Raw genomic sequence first — 15,233 nt, forward strand, 5'->3', positions numbered from 1 at the left:
TTATCATGAAAAGAACTATTTATCAATATATCATGGCCGGGATGTTTGCAGCAGCCCTGGCGTCCTGTAAGAAAGACGAGGTGAAAACCATTGCCCAGCCAGGCACCGCGCCTATGCTGAGCGCCAGCGCGGATACCGTCATCCTGAAAAAGGATCATGCGGCGGACAATGCGGTTACCTTCAAATGGAACGCCTCCAGCTTTGGCTTTAACGGGGTGGTAAAATACAGCCTCGAGTTCGCGAAAAAAGGCGACAACTTTGCCACCGTGAAAGCAGTGACCGCCGATACCCTCAGCAAAACGCTGACAGTGGCGGAACTGAATACCATCGCCAACGGGCTGGAAGTGGACAATGGCGTGCCGGCGGACCTCGAGGTGCGCGTGAAAGCCATTATCAGCGACAACTTCCAGGCAGCGTATTCCAATACCCAAAAGCTGGTCGTGAACTCCTACCTGGACCTCATCGATTACCCGAGCATGTATGCGCCGGGCGATTACCAGGGCTGGAACCCCGCGGGAGCGGCCAAACTGGTATCTCTGAAATCGGATAAAGTCTACGAAGGATACGCTTATTTCTCCGCCGCAACCACTACGTTTAAATTCACTTCCCAGCCAAACTGGGATGGTACCAACTATGGAGGTACCAGCAGCGGCAATAAGGGCGTGTTATCCGCCACCGGCGATAACCTGCAGGTGACCGGCGCCGGTTATTACTACCTCACACTGGACCTGGGCTCCAATGCCTGGTCCGCCACGCTGACCACCTGGTCCATGATCGGCAATGCCGCCAAAGGCTGGGATACGGACCTGGATCTGACCTTTGATCCGGCTAAGAACGTATGGACGGCCACGGCCGACCTCTCCGCCGGCGAATTTAAGTTCAGGGCCAACCATGCCTACGATATCAACTACGGCGATAATAAACCCGGCGATCCTTTCCTGAACAGGGACGGGGCCAACATTAAAATTACCGAGGCCGGCACGTATGACATTGTGCTGAACCTGAGTATTGCGGGCAACTATTCTTACACCCTCAAAAAGAAATAGTTTCTAACGTGAGGAGCCGGCAACGGCCGGTTCTGATAATTATAAGGGCAAACGGAATGAAGGGCCGGCTCCTGCAAAGGGGCGGCCTTTCGTTTTTTGGGGCGGCACTGAGGAATTTTTTGCCCGCTTCGGGCGGCCGGGCAGCAACCCCGGCAGGCGCGGAGCCGTTAATTTTGGGTTACGTTCACAGATATGTGAAAAAATTACAGGCGCGCCCGGCAGGGTCTTAACAGCCGGTTCAAATGCCCGTACCGCCTTGTGTATGAAGGAAATAAGCGGCTTATTAACCTATGATTTTCAACCCCTCCCGTTACGAAACTTTTCATTTTTCTTTTCCACATGTAACAATCTGAGAACCAAAATTGTAATTTAGCGGGATGGTTGTGTCATGAACGTACTGCGTATAGGCATAATTGATATAAAAAAAATTTCGGCAAATGGATTCCAGCAGCGGACAACCGGAGAAACCAGTAGTTTCCAGGGGGATAGATAATTTCTTCCTGGACATCTATCGCATCTTCCAGTTTATCAAACGCTTTTTCAGAGAGGCGTTACGCCCTCCATTGGAGGTTAAAGAGTTTATCAGGCAGTGCTACATGGTAGGGTACAAATCCCTCACGTTAATCACCATGACCGGCTTTATTACGGGCCTGGTATTTACCAAACAATCACGTCCATCCTTATCTGAATTCGGGGCCACTTCCTGGCTGCCTTCCCTGATCGCCATCGCGGTGGTAAGGGCGCTGGCGCCGTTGGTAACCTCCCTGATCTGCGCAGGTAAGGTGGGTTCCAGCATCGGTGCGGAACTTGCTTCTATGAAAGTGACAGAACAGATCGATGCCATGGAAGTATCCGCCATCAACCCGTTTAAATACCTGGTAGTGACCAGGGTCATGGCTACCACCGTTTGTATCCCCATCCTGGTGTGTTATACCGGCCTTGTAGCCCTCCTCGGTTCTTACCTGGATATTCATCTGAACGAGCATACCAGCTTTGTGACCTTCTTCCAGAATGCGTTTAAAAATATCACCTTCCTGGATTTCGGCACCACGATGTTCAAAGCGATCGCCTATGGCTTTACCATCGGTATAGTAGGCTGTTTCCAGGGTTGGAGAGCTACGCAGGGTACGCAGGGCGTAGGTAAAGCCGCAAACGTATCCGTAGTAGTGTCCATGTTCCTGATCTTCCTCGAAGAAGTAGTAATTGTACAGGTGGCAAACTCTATCAGATAGCAGTATGAAGAATTTTAAACCAAATATCGATTGGCAGGATAAGGTGATCGACATACACGATCTCTATAAATCCTTTGGCTCCAACCATGTACTCCGCGGCATCAGCCTCCAGGTGCATAAAGGGGAAAACGTGGTGGTACTGGGCCGCTCCGGTACCGGTAAATCGGTATTGATCAAAATAATGGTAGGTTTACTCTCCCCGGATTCCGGCGAAGTAAATGTACTCGGCAAGGAAGTTCCCGGCCTCTCCGTAGTGGAACTGAGGGAACTCCGCCTGCGGGTAGGCTTCTGCTTTCAGAACGGCGCGCTGTACGACAGTATGACCGTTGGCGAAAACCTGGCCTTCCCCCTCAAACGCAATACCCCCGGTATTACCCGGGCCAAGGTGAAAGAAATGGTGGCCACCGTGCTGGATGCCGTAGGGCTTTCCCAAACCATCGACCAGATGCCGGCCGAGCTGTCCGGCGGCCAGCGCAAACGTATAGGTATCGCACGTACGCTGATCCTCCGCCCGGATATTATGCTCTACGATGAGCCCACCGCCGGGCTGGACCCCATCACCTGTACGGAAATCAATAACCTTATCAACGAAGTGCAACATCGCTTTAATACCACTTCCATCATCATTACCCACGACCTCACCTGCGCCAAAGCCGTAGGGGATACCATCGTTGTAATGAAAGAAGGCAGGTTCATCAAACGGGGACCGTTCGACGAAGTGTTCGATTCCAATGATGAACTGATCAGGGAGTTTTATGATTATAATTTTATCCAGTAATTTATGAAAGATACAAGTAACAGAAGGTCGGTCATTGTTGGGATATTCATCCTGATCGGCGTCCTCATTTTTATCGCTGCCATCCTGACCCTCGGCGGACAAAAGAAAGCTTTTGTGTCCGCAGTCAGAGTGAAGGCAATCTTTAAGGATGTGAACGGCCTGGCCGAAGGAAACAACGTATGGTATTCCGGTGTAAAGGTGGGTACCGTTAAAAAGATCACCTTCCTCCGTCACGACGAAATCCTCGTGGAAATGAACGTGGAAAAGAGCGCCGCCAAATACATCCACAAGGACGTATTGGTGAAGGTAAGCTCCGACGGGTTCGTGGGTAACAAAATCATCGCCCTCTCCGGCGGTACGGATAAAATGCCGGATATTGAAGACGGCGACCAGCTCCAGGTAGAAACCACCGTTGGGGCGGACGAAATCATGAACACCTTACAGGTTAATAATAAGTCCCTCGTAGAAATCACTTCCAACCTGAAAGTCATCACCAAAAAAATGATGGACGGGGAAGGTACCGTAGGTAAACTGCTGACGGACGATGCCGTGTACAACGAGCTGCAAGGCACCATAGCCGCCCTGCAGAAAACGGCCAACAACACCCAGCGCCTCACGGAAGGGCTCTCCGCCTATGCGGCCAAGCTGCAAACGCCGGGCTCCCTCTCCAACGACCTGGTGACGGACACCGTGGTATTTGCCCGCCTGCGCAGTACCATGAAACAACTGGATGTGGTAGCCGCCAACGCCAATACCATGGTGGAAAACCTGAAAGCTACCAGCGCCAACCTGAATCAGAACCTCAACAGCAGCAATACCCCTGCCGGCGTGCTGCTCAGCGACCGGCCAACAGCGGAATCCCTCAAATCCACCCTTCAGAACCTGCAAAGCAGCAGCGAGAAGCTGGATGAGAACATGGAAGCGCTCAAACATAATTTCCTCCTCCGTGGCTACTTCCGCAAACAGGATAAAAAAGCCCGGAAAGAGGCCGCCCAGCGGGCGAAAGACTCTGCAAGACTGGCCCAGTAATAACGGGGCCGCCTGCAATGGAAAGAGCGAATGCACGAAGGTGCGTTCGCTCTTTGCTTTTGGGCGCTTGCTGCTACAAAATCCTTACTTTTGCTATCTGACTTACAGCAACATATGAACATTAGCGTCAATAAATATATCAGCGATACCGGCTTTTGCAGTCGCAGAGAGGCGGACAAACTGATTGACCAGGCCCGTGTAACCATCAACGATAACATCGCCCTCAAAGGGGACCGCGTCAACGAAGGGGACGTCGTGGAGGTGGATGGCGAGCCGCTGAAAAAGAAGAAGACCACCGTGTACATCGCCCTGAATAAACCCAAAGGCATTACCTGCACTACGGATAGAAAGGATAAAACCAATATTGTCGATTACCTGAACTATTCCAGCCGCGTTTTCCCGATCGGGCGACTGGACAAGCTCTCCGAAGGGTTGATCTTCCTCACCAACGACGGCGACATCGTCAACAAAATTCTCCGTGCCGGCAACCAGCACGAAAAAGAATACGTGGTTACAGTGGATAAGCCCATCACCCTGGATTTCATCAAGGCCATGCGCAGCGGGGTGAAAATCCTTGGCACTACCACCTTGCCGGCATTCGTGAAGCAGGAGGGTACCAACCGCTTCCGCATCATCCTCACCCAGGGGCTAAACCGCCAGATCCGCCGCATGTCCGAAGCGCTGGGCTACCGGGTAACCGCCCTGAAAAGGGTGCGTATCATGAATATCGCCCTGAAGGACCTGCCGCCTGGCAAATGGCGCTATTTCACCAAAGACGAAATCAACACCATCAACAGCATGGTGGCCAATAGCAGCAAAACGCAGCATAGCAACGATAACAGCGGAATGGACGAATAATGCATCAAAACTATGGACCTGACTTTTAACTCCACCTACCAGGCTGCCGTAAAGGTGGCGGAACCCGTTTCCAGCCATTTCCAGCAGCACTTGTACATGGCCCGGGAAAACGGAGAGGAGGACCTCGCCACCGTGCCATCGGCAAAAATCATTGAACGTATGATCGACATTGCCTTCTGGGCCAGCCTGCGCCGGGAAGAAGGCAATGCCACCCGCATATCCCTCGCTTTCCTGCAACCCTGCCAGGCAGGCAAACCCCTCCTGTTCGCGCACCGCATTCCACTCACGCCCAACGCGCTCACCAAGTTAGCGCCCGGCGTGGAAAGGGCAGGCATCCATATCGGTATCTGGTACGAAGGGAATGAACTGTATATCTGGGGCACCACTACCAAGCTGCCCAACCTCTGCTTTGTGCTGGACGTGGCGGAACCCGGCCTGCTGGTGGTCAAACACCGGCGACTCCTCGGCCTCGGCAAGTTCACCAACGTGGCCGTGCTGAAAGGGGACCAGGTCAAAATCGTGGACGAAGGCTGCAGCATGAAAAGGGATATCCCGGATATTCTCAGCTCCCTGCTGGGGCATAAGTCTTCCCCGGTATGGAACAATCCTACCAATGTGCTGATCCAGATCGCCGTATCAATGCGGGCGCACGGCAAAGGCGGCATCCTGCTCGTCACGCCGCCGGATGACGACAGCTGGCGGGATTCCATCATCCACCCGCTGACCTATCCCATTGCGCCGGCGTTTTCCGGCGTGGCGGACCTCGTCCGGAGGGACGACCGCAGCGTCAGCGAAATTTTCTGGCAGAACGCCCTGCGCAGGGAAGTGGATAATGTGAGCGGACTCACCGCCGTGGATGGCGCTACCATCATCAATTCCCGCCATGAGCTGCTGGCCTTCGGCGCCAAGATCACCCGGTCCTATAATTCCACGGCCGTAGAACAGGTGATGATGCTGGAACCCGTGCTGGATGGGCGCCCGCACGTCGTGCATCCGTCCGGGATAGGCGGTACCAGGCACTTGTCCGCCGCGCAGTTTGTGCATGACCAGCGCAACTGCCTGGCGCTCGTCGCTTCGCAGGATGGCTATTTTACGATCTTCTCCTGGTCGCCGTCCATACAGATGGTGCAGGGCCACCGGATTGATATACTGCTGATGTAAAGGCGGCACGCCGCAGCGTTTATCCCTTCACGTTATACGCCCGGATCTTAATACAGGAAGGCGCTTTAATATGTTCCAACTTACCGGCAGGCGTTAACGCGCCTGTCTTTTTATTTCTGCGGAACAGCACTATATCATCGCTGAGCTGGTGGGCTACCAGCAGGAAGTTGCCCGTAGGGTCTATCACAAAGTTACGCGGGTGGTTGCCGCCGCTGGCTGTAATGGCGGTTTTGGTCAGCATCCCCGTATGTGCGTTCACGTTATAGGTCACAATTATATTCTCCTTGCCGCGGGTGCTGGCATACAAAAATTTCCCGTCAGGGGAGAGGTGTATGTCCCCGGAGCCATAATCTTCCGCTGCCGGCAGCGCGTGCGCGGAGATGGTTTGCAGCGGCGTCAGCGCGCCGTTAGCGTACCGGTAGGCAACGACGTTGCCGCTGATTTCCTCTATACAGTACCCGAATTTCCCGTTGGGATGAAAGGCGAAATGCCGGGGCCCGGCGTTGCGCGCAGTGGGCGTGGCGGGCGGTTGCGCGGGCGTGAGCGGCGCAGGGCCGGATTGCAGGCGGTACCAGTGGATTTTGTCCGCGCCGAGGTCCGGCGCATACACGTAGCGCCCGTCCGGACTAAACCCGATGGAATGCACATGCGACTGCTTTTGCCGTGGGCCGGTGCTGCTGTCCTTAATGGCGATCGTTTGCCCCGGCGTGCCGATGGAGCCGTCCGGCAACAGGGGATGGATGCGGAGGCTGCCGGCGGTATAGTTGGCATTCGCCAGCCAGGTATTGGTTTTGTTGACAGCTACGTACACCGGGTTTTCCCCTCCGGACGACTGGCTGTTGAGGAAGCGCAGCCGCCCCTGCAAGCTGTCAAATGCGTAACTGCTGACGGCGCCGCCGTTCGGCACCCTGGATTCCGTGGCCGCATACAGGAATTGCCCGTTGTCGCTCAAATTGAGATAGGAGGGGTTGACCACCTCGCTCAGGGCGGAGACTTTCGTTGCCGCGCCCGTGGCGGGATCAAAACGGTAGACGTATATCCCTTCCTGGCCGGCAGCGCCGTTGTAGGAGCCAACGAACATATAATAACGTTGCGCATGGGCGGAAATGGCAAGCAGGCAGGCTGCAGCGAAGCAAATGCATTTGTGGAACCGGTACATAGGCTGCAAACATATAAAAAAAATGAGGAAGCCCCCATCCCCGGAAGCTTCCTGCTATCGCCATTGACAAGTAATAAGGGTTATTGCGCTGCGGAATTATCCATGTAGATATATTCCCAAAGGTGACCATCCAGGTCCTGGAAGCCCTGCGTGTACATCCAGCCATGGTCCTGCGCTGCTCTCGGAATGGAGCCGCCTGCGGCAACCGCTTTGCGCATAATGTCGTCCACTTCTTCCCGGCTGCCGGCAGAGAGGCAAAGGATGGTTTCCGTTACATGACTTGCATCTGCTACCTTTTTATCGGTGAACGTTTGAAAAAATTCTTCTTTCAGCAACATGAAATAGATCGTGTCGGAAACTACCATGCATGCCGCTTTTTCGTCCGTAAACTGGGGATTGAACGTATAGCCCAGTTTGGTAAAAAAGTCCATCGTTTTATTGAGATCCTTCACGGGTAAATTCACGAATATTTGTTTGTTCATAGCTTTTGTTTTAACTACTGCAAACATACGATCCGCGCGATTGCCCGCTGCTGTGTTATCCCGACAATTACCGGGGCGATTCCGACATCATACCGCCGTACTGATCACATTATTTGTCGTATAGTCGTTCCCGATAGCCGCAAACAATGCCCTTTTCGGCAATGGTTTCAGGAGGTAATTTTCCGCGCCCTCGTCGAGGAAGCGCAGTTGTTCCTTTTCACACGCGGAGCCGCTGACGATGATGATGCGCGACTTTGGCGAGAGTACCTGTACCTGTTGAATAATATCATGCCCCGTCATATCGCCGAGGTAGGCGTCCAGCAGGATGACGTCCGGCTGCCATTCCCAGGCGGCTTCCAGCCCTTCCTTACCGCTGAAGGCCTGCCTCACCTGGATACCGGTATCGTCAAAATAACGGCGTACATATTTCTGGCTGAAGGAATCATCATCCACTGTCAATACTTTGAGGCCCTGCAGGGAAGCTTCGTTGGCTGCCTGCTTCAGCGGCGGCGCAGCGGCGGTTTCCAGCGGGAAGCTCAGGATAAAGGTGCTGCCTTTATTTTCCACGCTGTCCAGCAGGAGGTCGCCGCCAATACCTTTGGACAGTGTGGCGGCCACGTACAGGCCAATGCCGGAGCCCTGCAGGAAGCTGTTTTTTTCTGTTTCGTAGAGGTCAAAGATGCGGCTCATTTTTTCCTTGGACATGCCCATACCGCGGTCGCGGACTTTCAACACCAGCGTATCGTCCTCTTTCGCCAGCGTGATGGTCACGATGGTATTATCCCGGGTGAACTTGATCGCATTCACGACCAGGTTGATGACGATTTTATTCAGGGAGGTTTTGCAGGCATAAATAAATCCCGGCACCTCGTCGTCCGTTTCTACAATGAGCTTCACGTGCTTGCGGTCCGCCTGGTACTGGAAGGAGCGGGCAATCCCCTTGAGCCATTCCGCCGGCGCAAAAATTTCAGGCTGCAGCTGCTGGCGCTGGGATTGTTCCAGTTCCAGGAAGTTGTTGACCACGGAGAGCGCATAGCTGCTGCTCGTATTCAGGTCGTGCATGTACTCCATGAGGGGCATATACACCTCGTTCTTTTCAATTTCCTTCGTCAGCACTTCCGTGATGCCGGTGAGGGAATGCAGCGGATTGCGGATCTCATGGCTGAGGATCTGCGATAGTACCGACTTTTCGTCCAGCGCTTTTTTCAGCGCCGCGTTGGAGAGCTGCAGCGCCTTGATCAGCCGGTTTACATGCAGGCTGAAAAACGCCACGCCGGAAGTAGTGAGTATAAACAGGCAGCCGGCGCAGATATCCTTGAACAGGGCTACGGATTGCAGGCCATTTTCAGGGATGGGCCGCAGGAAGCCGGTTCTGAAGTTAAGTTTGATCACCAGCAGTACCGCCACACAGGCCACTGCGCTGATGATGATGGTCTTTACCTGTTTAAACAGCAGCAGGGTGAAGATGATCAGGAACACCGCCAGCATCGTTTCCCCTACAATCGCCCCTTTCCCGATGGCCAGTATCAAGGCGGCCAGGTTGGTAATCACCAGGAAGCAGGCGCCCGCCACATTGGTTTTGCCCATCTCCACAAATATCATCAGGCAGGCATATGATACGGCCGTAGCGGTGCCCAGTATCATGAAAAAAGGGTCTTTCGTATATGCGAATAAGAGGGCACAATAACAAAAAGTCAATGCGGCTGCCAATATGCTGAGGGTAGTAATAACAATGTTGCCATCACCGCCGTCAACGGCCGGCGCCCCTGTAACGTTTGGTGGTTCAGTTTTGAATAGGATCATGGTAACTGAGGGGTTTGTTTTATAAACGAGAAAAGTGGTAAGATGTATTTTTTTTATATGTTAATAAGATGTTAATCCCATTGTGAATCAGTTCCCGTTAACACTTGCGGAAGCGCGTAGCAGGCTGCCGTATATTGGTATTGGTCCTGCAAGGCAGCCATGCAGCCGGTACCTGCAGGCCGCGTGGAACCATTGCTCCTTACGGATGCGCCGCGCCTAGAATTTTCCATGGCTGTTGCGCCGCTCCGCCACGGGCGGAATATACTCGATCGTGTCCCAGTGTTCTGCAATCCGGCCGTTTTGAATACGGAACAGGTCATAGAAGGCGCAATGGATCTTATCCATATACCCTTCGCTGACCGCCAGCACGAAGTTGCCTTCGCCCAGTATCTTATGCACCCGCTGGTATTGCATGGTAACGCCGTGCTGCGCCCAGTCTGCCAGGGCCTGCCCCAAACCGGATACGCCATCGCCTATACCGGGATTGTGCTGGATATAGTAATCGCCGTCGAAGTAGTGGCCCAGCTCCTCCATCTTGCCCTGTACCAGGATTGTATGTAGGAAGTTGCCCACCAGCTCCTTGTTGGCGGCGGTTTGATCCAGGTCTGTAATGTCCGCGCTGCCATCCGTCATACTATGGCCGCTGGGATTGTGGAGCGCAGGGCGGGCTTGCAGGTTGTCCCAGTGTTCACAAATGGTATCCCCGTCGAACCGGAAGATATCAAACCCCACCTTCGGGCCGAAGAATTGATAATCGCTATGCGCAATCACATAATCATCGTCCTGCAGCACGCGCACGGTATTCACCCGGGCGCTGCCGGGCTCCAGCTGTTGCAGCAGTTCGCGGAAGCCATCGAGGCCGGTAGCCACAGCGGGATTATGCTGGATGTAATGTTGCGGATGAATGTAAGCAATAGGGGCAGCCGCTCCTGTTTCTATGGATTTCAGCAGATCGGTGACCATCTGCTTGCGATTGTTTTGCATAAAATGGCTTGTTGCGGAAGAAAGGAAAAGGCGTTATACAGTTCAAACAAGCGGTTGGGAGTAGTATCGACCAGGCGTATCTGTATCCGCAGTAAAGGTACGGCTAATTGTTGGATGTTGCGCCGGCAATCGCAGCGTGATAATTTGAAAAAAATCGAACTAAAGCGGTATGCCGCCAGTTCTTTAAACATAAAACTCACCTGTATGAGAAAGCTCATCTCTTTTCAATTCCTCACCCTGAACGGATATTTTGAAGACGCCAAGGGGCATACCGACTGGGCCAGCCAGGGAGCGGATCAGCGCGATTTTGCCGTTTCCATGCTGGAACAGGAAAACGTGGTGCTCTTCGGCAGGATCACCTACGAACACATGATCGCCTGGTGGCCTACTGCAGCGGCGGCGCAGATGGACCCGGAGATGGCCGCGGGTATGAACAATGCCGATAAGATCGTTTTCTCCAATACCCTGCAAACGGCCGCCTGGAAAAATACCACCATCAGCAGTGGGGATGTGGTGGCAGCGGTGCAACACCTGAAAAAATCGCCCGGCCCCAACCTGGCGCTGCTGGGCAGCAACAGCATCCTCACGCAGCTGGCGGCCCATCAGCTGGTGGATGAATACCAGCTGATGATACATCCCGTGGCTATCGGTAACGGGCACACGCTGTTGGGCGGATTGCGCCACCGGCTGCCGTTACAGCTCATTTCCAGCCGCGTGTTTTCGAACGGCGTCGTGTTGCTCACCTATATTCCGTCCGCCAAAAATATTCCGGAAGAAGCGAGATGATTTCGGTAAATTAGATAGCTCAACGGCATTTGGATTTTAAAGACGGACACTATGAACCAGGAACAACACGCGCCACTGGATAACCCGGCCTGGCATGCGCTACAGACCATCCAGCGATATTATGCGCAAGGCACTGACACCGTACAGCGGTATATGAGTAACATCCTGCCTTTTATGGCTTATAACACGGAAGCATTTACAGGATTGGAACCCCTGCAACCCTGGATCAATCCTGCCGGGGAAGATATTTTCATCATCGGCCGGCTGCCGGCGCTGCCACAGGGCTGGGCGCTGGATTCGGAGCTGGTTTGCGTGCAGATGGTATCTGCCAGGCAACCGGCCACCCCGCGCCATGAGGAGGAAGTTATCAGGCTGACGGAAGAAGACCGGGAGGAGATGGTGGATTTTGTAAACGAAGGCCAGCCCGGCTATTTCAAGGAAGATACGCCCTCCCTGGGCAACTATTACGGCATCCGCAAGGAAGGGAAGCTGATAGCGCTGGCGGGCCAGCGCATGAAGCTGCCCGGCTACACGGAAGTCAGCGCCGTGATCACGCATCCGGATTACCGGGGTAAAGGCTATGCCCAACTGTTAACCACCGTCGTAGCGCGGGATATCTATGCCAACGGGGACGTGCCTTTCCTCCACGTGGTAAGCGCCAATGCCAGCGCCATTGGCATCTACAAGCGGGCCGGGTTTGAAATCCGCCGCGGTATCTCCTTCTGGAAAATTAAAGCGAAGTAGCCCAAAAAAATAAGGTAGCGTCTTAGACAAGACGCTACCGTTCCTAAGCATAAACAAATTAGCAATCATCAAAAATTTATCCGCACTGTTCCAAACAGCAAGAGAACACTATGGATATAACTACAGGCATCCATGGTAGATTAATGGTGAGAATGTTTTCGTGTTTTAACCAACCTGACACACGCATGCACCGGGTTTGCGGCCGGCCATTTCCTGTCGGGATTCATTTTTTCGACATTTAATTGATTGCTTGTTTCCTTAGTAAAAAAGGTAATGATGCTATTTGTTCTGTGCTTAGGATACGGGACTTTTAATGCAGGCAAGCGCCGTAAGTTGATGATATTTAATGGTATTTTTAGTTATTCTGGTCTTATACTAACATGGAAGTTCATAGAATGTTTATATGGCCGGAAAAAATTTTTCAGAAAGTCCTCAGGATTAACAGGGCAAACCCCGGCAAGCGCCATCGCTGCCGGGGTTTGCGGTCATGTAAGAGCAAACTTAAGTATTAGCTGTTGTAAATGGCGGCAAACTCCTGCGCAAAGTCTTCCAGTTTTATTTTTCCGGGGGTAGGAGGATGCTGGTCAAACTCTGCCCAGAGGCTTCCTTTTCGCAGCGCCTGGCCCATCTCAACGAACCGGCCGGCCATTTCGGCGGACATGCCGGCATCCAGCATGGATTTCCGGGTTCCTTCATCGTCAAAGGCTACCCAGGGCAGATCCGCCTTGCCGATGGCTTTGCCGATGGCGGCAGCTACTTCCGCAGCGGTGCGGTCATCGCTATAAATGTACTTCACCGATGATCCCTGCGCAGGCTCCTGCAACGCTGCGGCCACCGTGGCGGCAATTTCTGCCGGGTGAATGAGGATCAGGCGCGTATCCGCCGGGTAGTTGTTGCCAATAATCCCCATTTGCCGGATCATCTCCACATTGTTTAGGAAATTATAGTAGAAGAAAGGCGCACGCACATGCGTAAGGCCGATGCCCGGAACCTGGTTAAGGATTTTTTCCACCTGGTGCGAGCCTGCGATAGGGCCGTTGCCGCTTTCCAGGTGCGCGCCGATGCTGCTGAGGTTCACCACCCGTTTTACGCCGGCCGCGGTAATGGCTTTCGCGTAATTGGCCGCTATGTTAGTTGCATACGCAATGAAATCCGCTGCGATGAAAGTGGGAGGGGTCATGGTGTACACGGCATCCGCACCGGTGAAGGCATTGGTTAAAAATGCCGCGTCTTCCAGCGATCCGATGGCGGGGGTAGCGCCCAGGGCCGCTATTGCGGCTGCTTTGGAGGGGTTGCTGCTGATGATGCTTACTTCGTGGCCGGCGGCTACTAATTGTTTGGCCAGTGGCTGACTGATATTTCCGATAGAACCTGTGATTACGATTTTCATATCTCTTGTTTGATTTTGTATCACAAAAGTATTTTTATACTTACTTTTGTACAAGTACTTACCCTAAAGTATGTATGATATGACAGCGATCAAGGAACTCTCCACCATCCAGGAAAACAAGCACCAGGCTTTCAAAACCTGCCCGGTAACTTACGTGATGAGTAAAATAGGCGGCTACTGGAAGCCCATTATCCTCTTTTACCTGCTGACAGGGCCCAAGCGCTATTCGGAGCTGCGCAAGGCCATCCCGGGCATTACGGAAAAGGTATTGATACAGCACCTCAAGCAGCTGGAGGCGGACAACCTGTTGATCCGGGAATCCAGGCCGGTGGTGCCGCCTTACGTTACCTATACGCTCACGGAAGCCGGCGCCGGGTTGAGGCCTGTGTTACTGGCGATGGCGGAATGGGCATTTGGCCCGGGAGGTTTGGATGCTGCGGAGATGGGTAAGAGCCTGGACGACTTCCCCGGATAGCGCCATCGTTCCCATGGCAGCGCCCGCGCGGGTTTGCGGACTAGCCGGGACTTTATTCCCCGCGGCCGTAAATCTCTCTCCCCCCAAAAATTAAAATTAGAATATGGTAAGAATCCGCTGCCGGCACGCCTAACGGCACCATCTTTGTGCCGTGGCGGCACATGTGGAATAAATTATTAGAAAGTCTGGACCACCTGCCGGGATTCGTCTGGAATCTGCTGCTGGCAGGTATTGCCGTTTTGGCTGGCTTATTGATCAAAGCTTTATTATCGTTTTTTCTCCATCGCTCCGTAAAAAAATCGGCGGAGTTCTCCCTCGTACACAGCGTGCTGCTGCGGCTGGGCAAGGCGTTCAACTACTTCCTGCCGCTGCTGTTGCTGAACATGAGCATTCCCCTGATGCGGGTGCAACCCCGCTACCAGGAAGTGCTGAGCCGCTTCGCGGAAATAGCGCTGACGCTGTCTTTTGCGGCAATCGTCATCGGCATTGTGCATGTGCTGGAAGATTATATTTACAGCACCTACGATCTTAAAAAATCCAACAACCTGAAAGAACGGAAGATCCGCACGCAGCTGCAGTTTATCCGTAAACTGGCCATAGGCATCATTCTCGTCGTAACGGCCTGTATCATCCTGCTGAGTTTCGACAGTATGCGCAAGCTCGGCGCGGGCCTGCTTACCGGTGTGGGCGTGGGCGGTATTATCATCGGTTTTGCCGCGCAAAAATCCCTTGGTAACCTGCTGGCCGGCTTCCAGATTGCGTTTACGCAGCCCATCCGGATCGATGACGTGCTGGTGGTGGAAGGCGAATGGGGCAGGGTGGAAGAAATTACGCTGACGTATGTGGTGGTGAACATCTGGGACCAGCGCAAACTGATCCTGCCTATCAACTACTTCATTGAAAAACCGTTTCAGAACTGGACCCGCAGCAGTGCGGAAATACTGGGTACCGCGTTCCTGTACCTGGATTATACGACGCCGGTGGATAAGCTGCGGGAAGAATTTGAACGGTATATCGTCACGCATCCGCTGTGGGATAAGCGCGTGAAAACGCTGGTGGTGACTAACGTTACCGAGCGTACGATAGAAGTGCGTTGCCTTATCAGCGCCAGAACTTCCGGCGAGGCGTTTGACCTCCGCTGCGATATCCGCGAGCACATGCTCAGATTTGTAAGGGAGCAGTACCCGGCATGTTTGCCGCTTACGCGAGCCGCGCTGGATGCGCCCGCCGCAGGAAATGCATAACATGCAAAGAGCCGCATACAGCGGCTCTTTTTTTATGAACTGGTTTAAATTTTGATCAGCGT

At 53.4% G+C, this 15,233-nt stretch carries 15 protein-coding genes; 10 read left to right on the forward strand and 5 right to left on the reverse strand.

Translation table 11 applies throughout. From position 1 onward, the window contains the following. The first annotated feature begins 5 nt into the window (after nt 1–5). The 6 genes from BOC67_RS11130 to BOC67_RS11155 all read left to right on the forward strand — a co-directional run bounded on the left by BOC67_RS11130 (nt 6) and on the right by BOC67_RS11155 (nt 6,104). Nucleotides 6–1,046, forward strand: a complete 1,041-nt coding sequence (locus tag BOC67_RS11130; RefSeq protein ID WP_291910264.1) for a SusE domain-containing protein — start codon at nt 6–8, stop codon at nt 1,044–1,046. A gap of 437 nt (nt 1,047–1,483) precedes the next feature. Then, complete coding sequence (locus tag BOC67_RS11135) at nt 1,484–2,278, forward strand: ABC transporter permease (RefSeq protein WP_291910266.1); 795 nt, start codon at nt 1,484–1,486, stop codon at nt 2,276–2,278. 4 nt (nt 2,279–2,282) lie between these two features. Beyond that, the gene (locus BOC67_RS11140; RefSeq protein ID WP_291910267.1) at nt 2,283–3,056 is read left to right on the forward strand and encodes an ABC transporter ATP-binding protein; all 774 of its coding nucleotides are present in this window, start codon (nt 2,283–2,285) and stop codon (nt 3,054–3,056) included. A gap of 3 nt (nt 3,057–3,059) precedes the next feature. Beyond that, the gene (locus BOC67_RS11145; protein ID WP_291910268.1) at nt 3,060–4,085 is read left to right on the forward strand and encodes an MlaD family protein; all 1,026 of its coding nucleotides are present in this window, start codon (nt 3,060–3,062) and stop codon (nt 4,083–4,085) included. Nucleotides 4,086–4,175: 90 nt separating this feature from the next. Continuing rightward, nucleotides 4,176–4,943 (forward strand): 23S rRNA pseudouridine(2604) synthase RluF, encoded by a 768-nt coding sequence (gene rluF, locus BOC67_RS11150; RefSeq protein WP_291910270.1) that lies wholly within the window; start codon nt 4,176–4,178, stop codon nt 4,941–4,943. A gap of 12 nt (nt 4,944–4,955) precedes the next feature. Next, entirely contained in the window at nt 4,956–6,104 is a 1,149-nt protein-coding gene (locus BOC67_RS11155; RefSeq protein ID WP_291910272.1) for a putative sensor domain DACNV-containing protein, read from the forward strand. Between the two features lie 19 nt (nt 6,105–6,123). Here the strand turns inward: BOC67_RS11155 and BOC67_RS11160 are convergent, their stop codons facing one another. The 4 genes from BOC67_RS11160 to BOC67_RS11175 all read right to left on the reverse strand — a co-directional run bounded on the left by BOC67_RS11160 (nt 6,124) and on the right by BOC67_RS11175 (nt 10,532). After that, nucleotides 6,124–7,263, reverse strand: a complete 1,140-nt coding sequence (locus BOC67_RS11160; RefSeq protein WP_291910274.1) for a lactonase family protein — start codon at nt 7,261–7,263, stop codon at nt 6,124–6,126. A gap of 80 nt (nt 7,264–7,343) precedes the next feature. Next, nucleotides 7,344–7,745 (reverse strand): VOC family protein, encoded by a 402-nt coding sequence (locus tag BOC67_RS11165; RefSeq protein WP_291910276.1) that lies wholly within the window; start codon nt 7,743–7,745, stop codon nt 7,344–7,346. 87 nt (nt 7,746–7,832) lie between these two features. Further along, a complete protein-coding gene (locus BOC67_RS11170; protein WP_291910278.1) occupies nt 7,833–9,548 on the reverse strand; it encodes an ATP-binding protein in 1,716 nt (571 codons plus the stop codon). Nucleotides 9,549–9,764: 216 nt separating this feature from the next. Next, nucleotides 9,765–10,532, reverse strand: coding sequence for a nuclear transport factor 2 family protein (locus BOC67_RS11175; protein ID WP_291910280.1), 768 nt, complete (start codon nt 10,530–10,532; stop codon nt 9,765–9,767). Between the two features lie 204 nt (nt 10,533–10,736). Between BOC67_RS11175 and BOC67_RS11180 the strand changes: the two genes are divergently transcribed. Continuing rightward, a complete protein-coding gene (locus tag BOC67_RS11180) occupies nt 10,737–11,318 on the forward strand; it encodes a dihydrofolate reductase family protein (RefSeq protein ID WP_291910283.1) in 582 nt (193 codons plus the stop codon). 51 nt (nt 11,319–11,369) lie between these two features. Next, nucleotides 11,370–12,062 (forward strand): GNAT family N-acetyltransferase, encoded by a 693-nt coding sequence (locus tag BOC67_RS11185; protein WP_291910285.1) that lies wholly within the window; start codon nt 11,370–11,372, stop codon nt 12,060–12,062. A 508-nt stretch (nt 12,063–12,570) separates the two neighbouring features. Here the strand turns inward: BOC67_RS11185 and BOC67_RS11190 are convergent. Next, nucleotides 12,571–13,452, reverse strand: a complete 882-nt coding sequence (locus tag BOC67_RS11190) for an NmrA family NAD(P)-binding protein (protein WP_291910287.1) — start codon at nt 13,450–13,452, stop codon at nt 12,571–12,573. Nucleotides 13,453–13,531: 79 nt separating this feature from the next. Between BOC67_RS11190 and BOC67_RS11195 the strand changes: the two genes are divergently transcribed. Together BOC67_RS11195 and BOC67_RS11200 are read left to right on the forward strand one after the other, a co-directional pair. After that, entirely contained in the window at nt 13,532–13,927 is a 396-nt protein-coding gene (locus BOC67_RS11195; protein ID WP_291910289.1) for a helix-turn-helix domain-containing protein, read from the forward strand. Nucleotides 13,928–14,088: 161 nt separating this feature from the next. Next, a complete protein-coding gene (locus BOC67_RS11200) occupies nt 14,089–15,171 on the forward strand; it encodes a mechanosensitive ion channel domain-containing protein (RefSeq protein WP_291910291.1) in 1,083 nt (360 codons plus the stop codon). The last annotated feature ends 62 nt before the right edge of the window (nt 15,172–15,233 follow it).

The sequence above is a fragment of the Chitinophaga sp. CB10 genome (assembly GCA_001870995.2).
In the GTDB taxonomy this organism is placed as follows: Bacteria; Bacteroidota; Bacteroidia; order Chitinophagales; family Chitinophagaceae; genus Chitinophaga.

Coding starts and splice junctions, on each gene's coding strand:
- BOC67_RS11185 (WP_291910285.1), top strand. CDS start 11,370: ATGAACCAGGAACAACACGCGCCACTGGATAACCCGGCCTGGCATGCG.
- BOC67_RS11175 (WP_291910280.1), bottom strand. CDS start 10,532: ATGCAAAACAATCGCAAGCAGATGGTCACCGATCTGCTGAAATCCATA.
- BOC67_RS11155 (WP_291910272.1), top strand. CDS start 4,956: ATGGACCTGACTTTTAACTCCACCTACCAGGCTGCCGTAAAGGTGGCG.
- BOC67_RS11180 (WP_291910283.1), top strand. CDS start 10,737: ATGAGAAAGCTCATCTCTTTTCAATTCCTCACCCTGAACGGATATTTT.
- BOC67_RS11140 (WP_291910267.1), top strand. CDS start 2,283: ATGAAGAATTTTAAACCAAATATCGATTGGCAGGATAAGGTGATCGAC.
- BOC67_RS11195 (WP_291910289.1), top strand. CDS start 13,532: ATGACAGCGATCAAGGAACTCTCCACCATCCAGGAAAACAAGCACCAG.
- BOC67_RS11160 (WP_291910274.1), bottom strand. CDS start 7,263: ATGTACCGGTTCCACAAATGCATTTGCTTCGCTGCAGCCTGCCTGCTT.
- BOC67_RS11130 (WP_291910264.1), top strand. CDS start 6: ATGAAAAGAACTATTTATCAATATATCATGGCCGGGATGTTTGCAGCA.
- BOC67_RS11200 (WP_291910291.1), top strand. CDS start 14,089: ATGTGGAATAAATTATTAGAAAGTCTGGACCACCTGCCGGGATTCGTC.
- BOC67_RS11170 (WP_291910278.1), bottom strand. CDS start 9,548: ATGATCCTATTCAAAACTGAACCACCAAACGTTACAGGGGCGCCGGCC.
- BOC67_RS11135 (WP_291910266.1), top strand. CDS start 1,484: ATGGATTCCAGCAGCGGACAACCGGAGAAACCAGTAGTTTCCAGGGGG.
- BOC67_RS11165 (WP_291910276.1), bottom strand. CDS start 7,745: ATGAACAAACAAATATTCGTGAATTTACCCGTGAAGGATCTCAATAAA.
- BOC67_RS11145 (WP_291910268.1), top strand. CDS start 3,060: ATGAAAGATACAAGTAACAGAAGGTCGGTCATTGTTGGGATATTCATC.
- BOC67_RS11190 (WP_291910287.1), bottom strand. CDS start 13,452: ATGAAAATCGTAATCACAGGTTCTATCGGAAATATCAGTCAGCCACTG.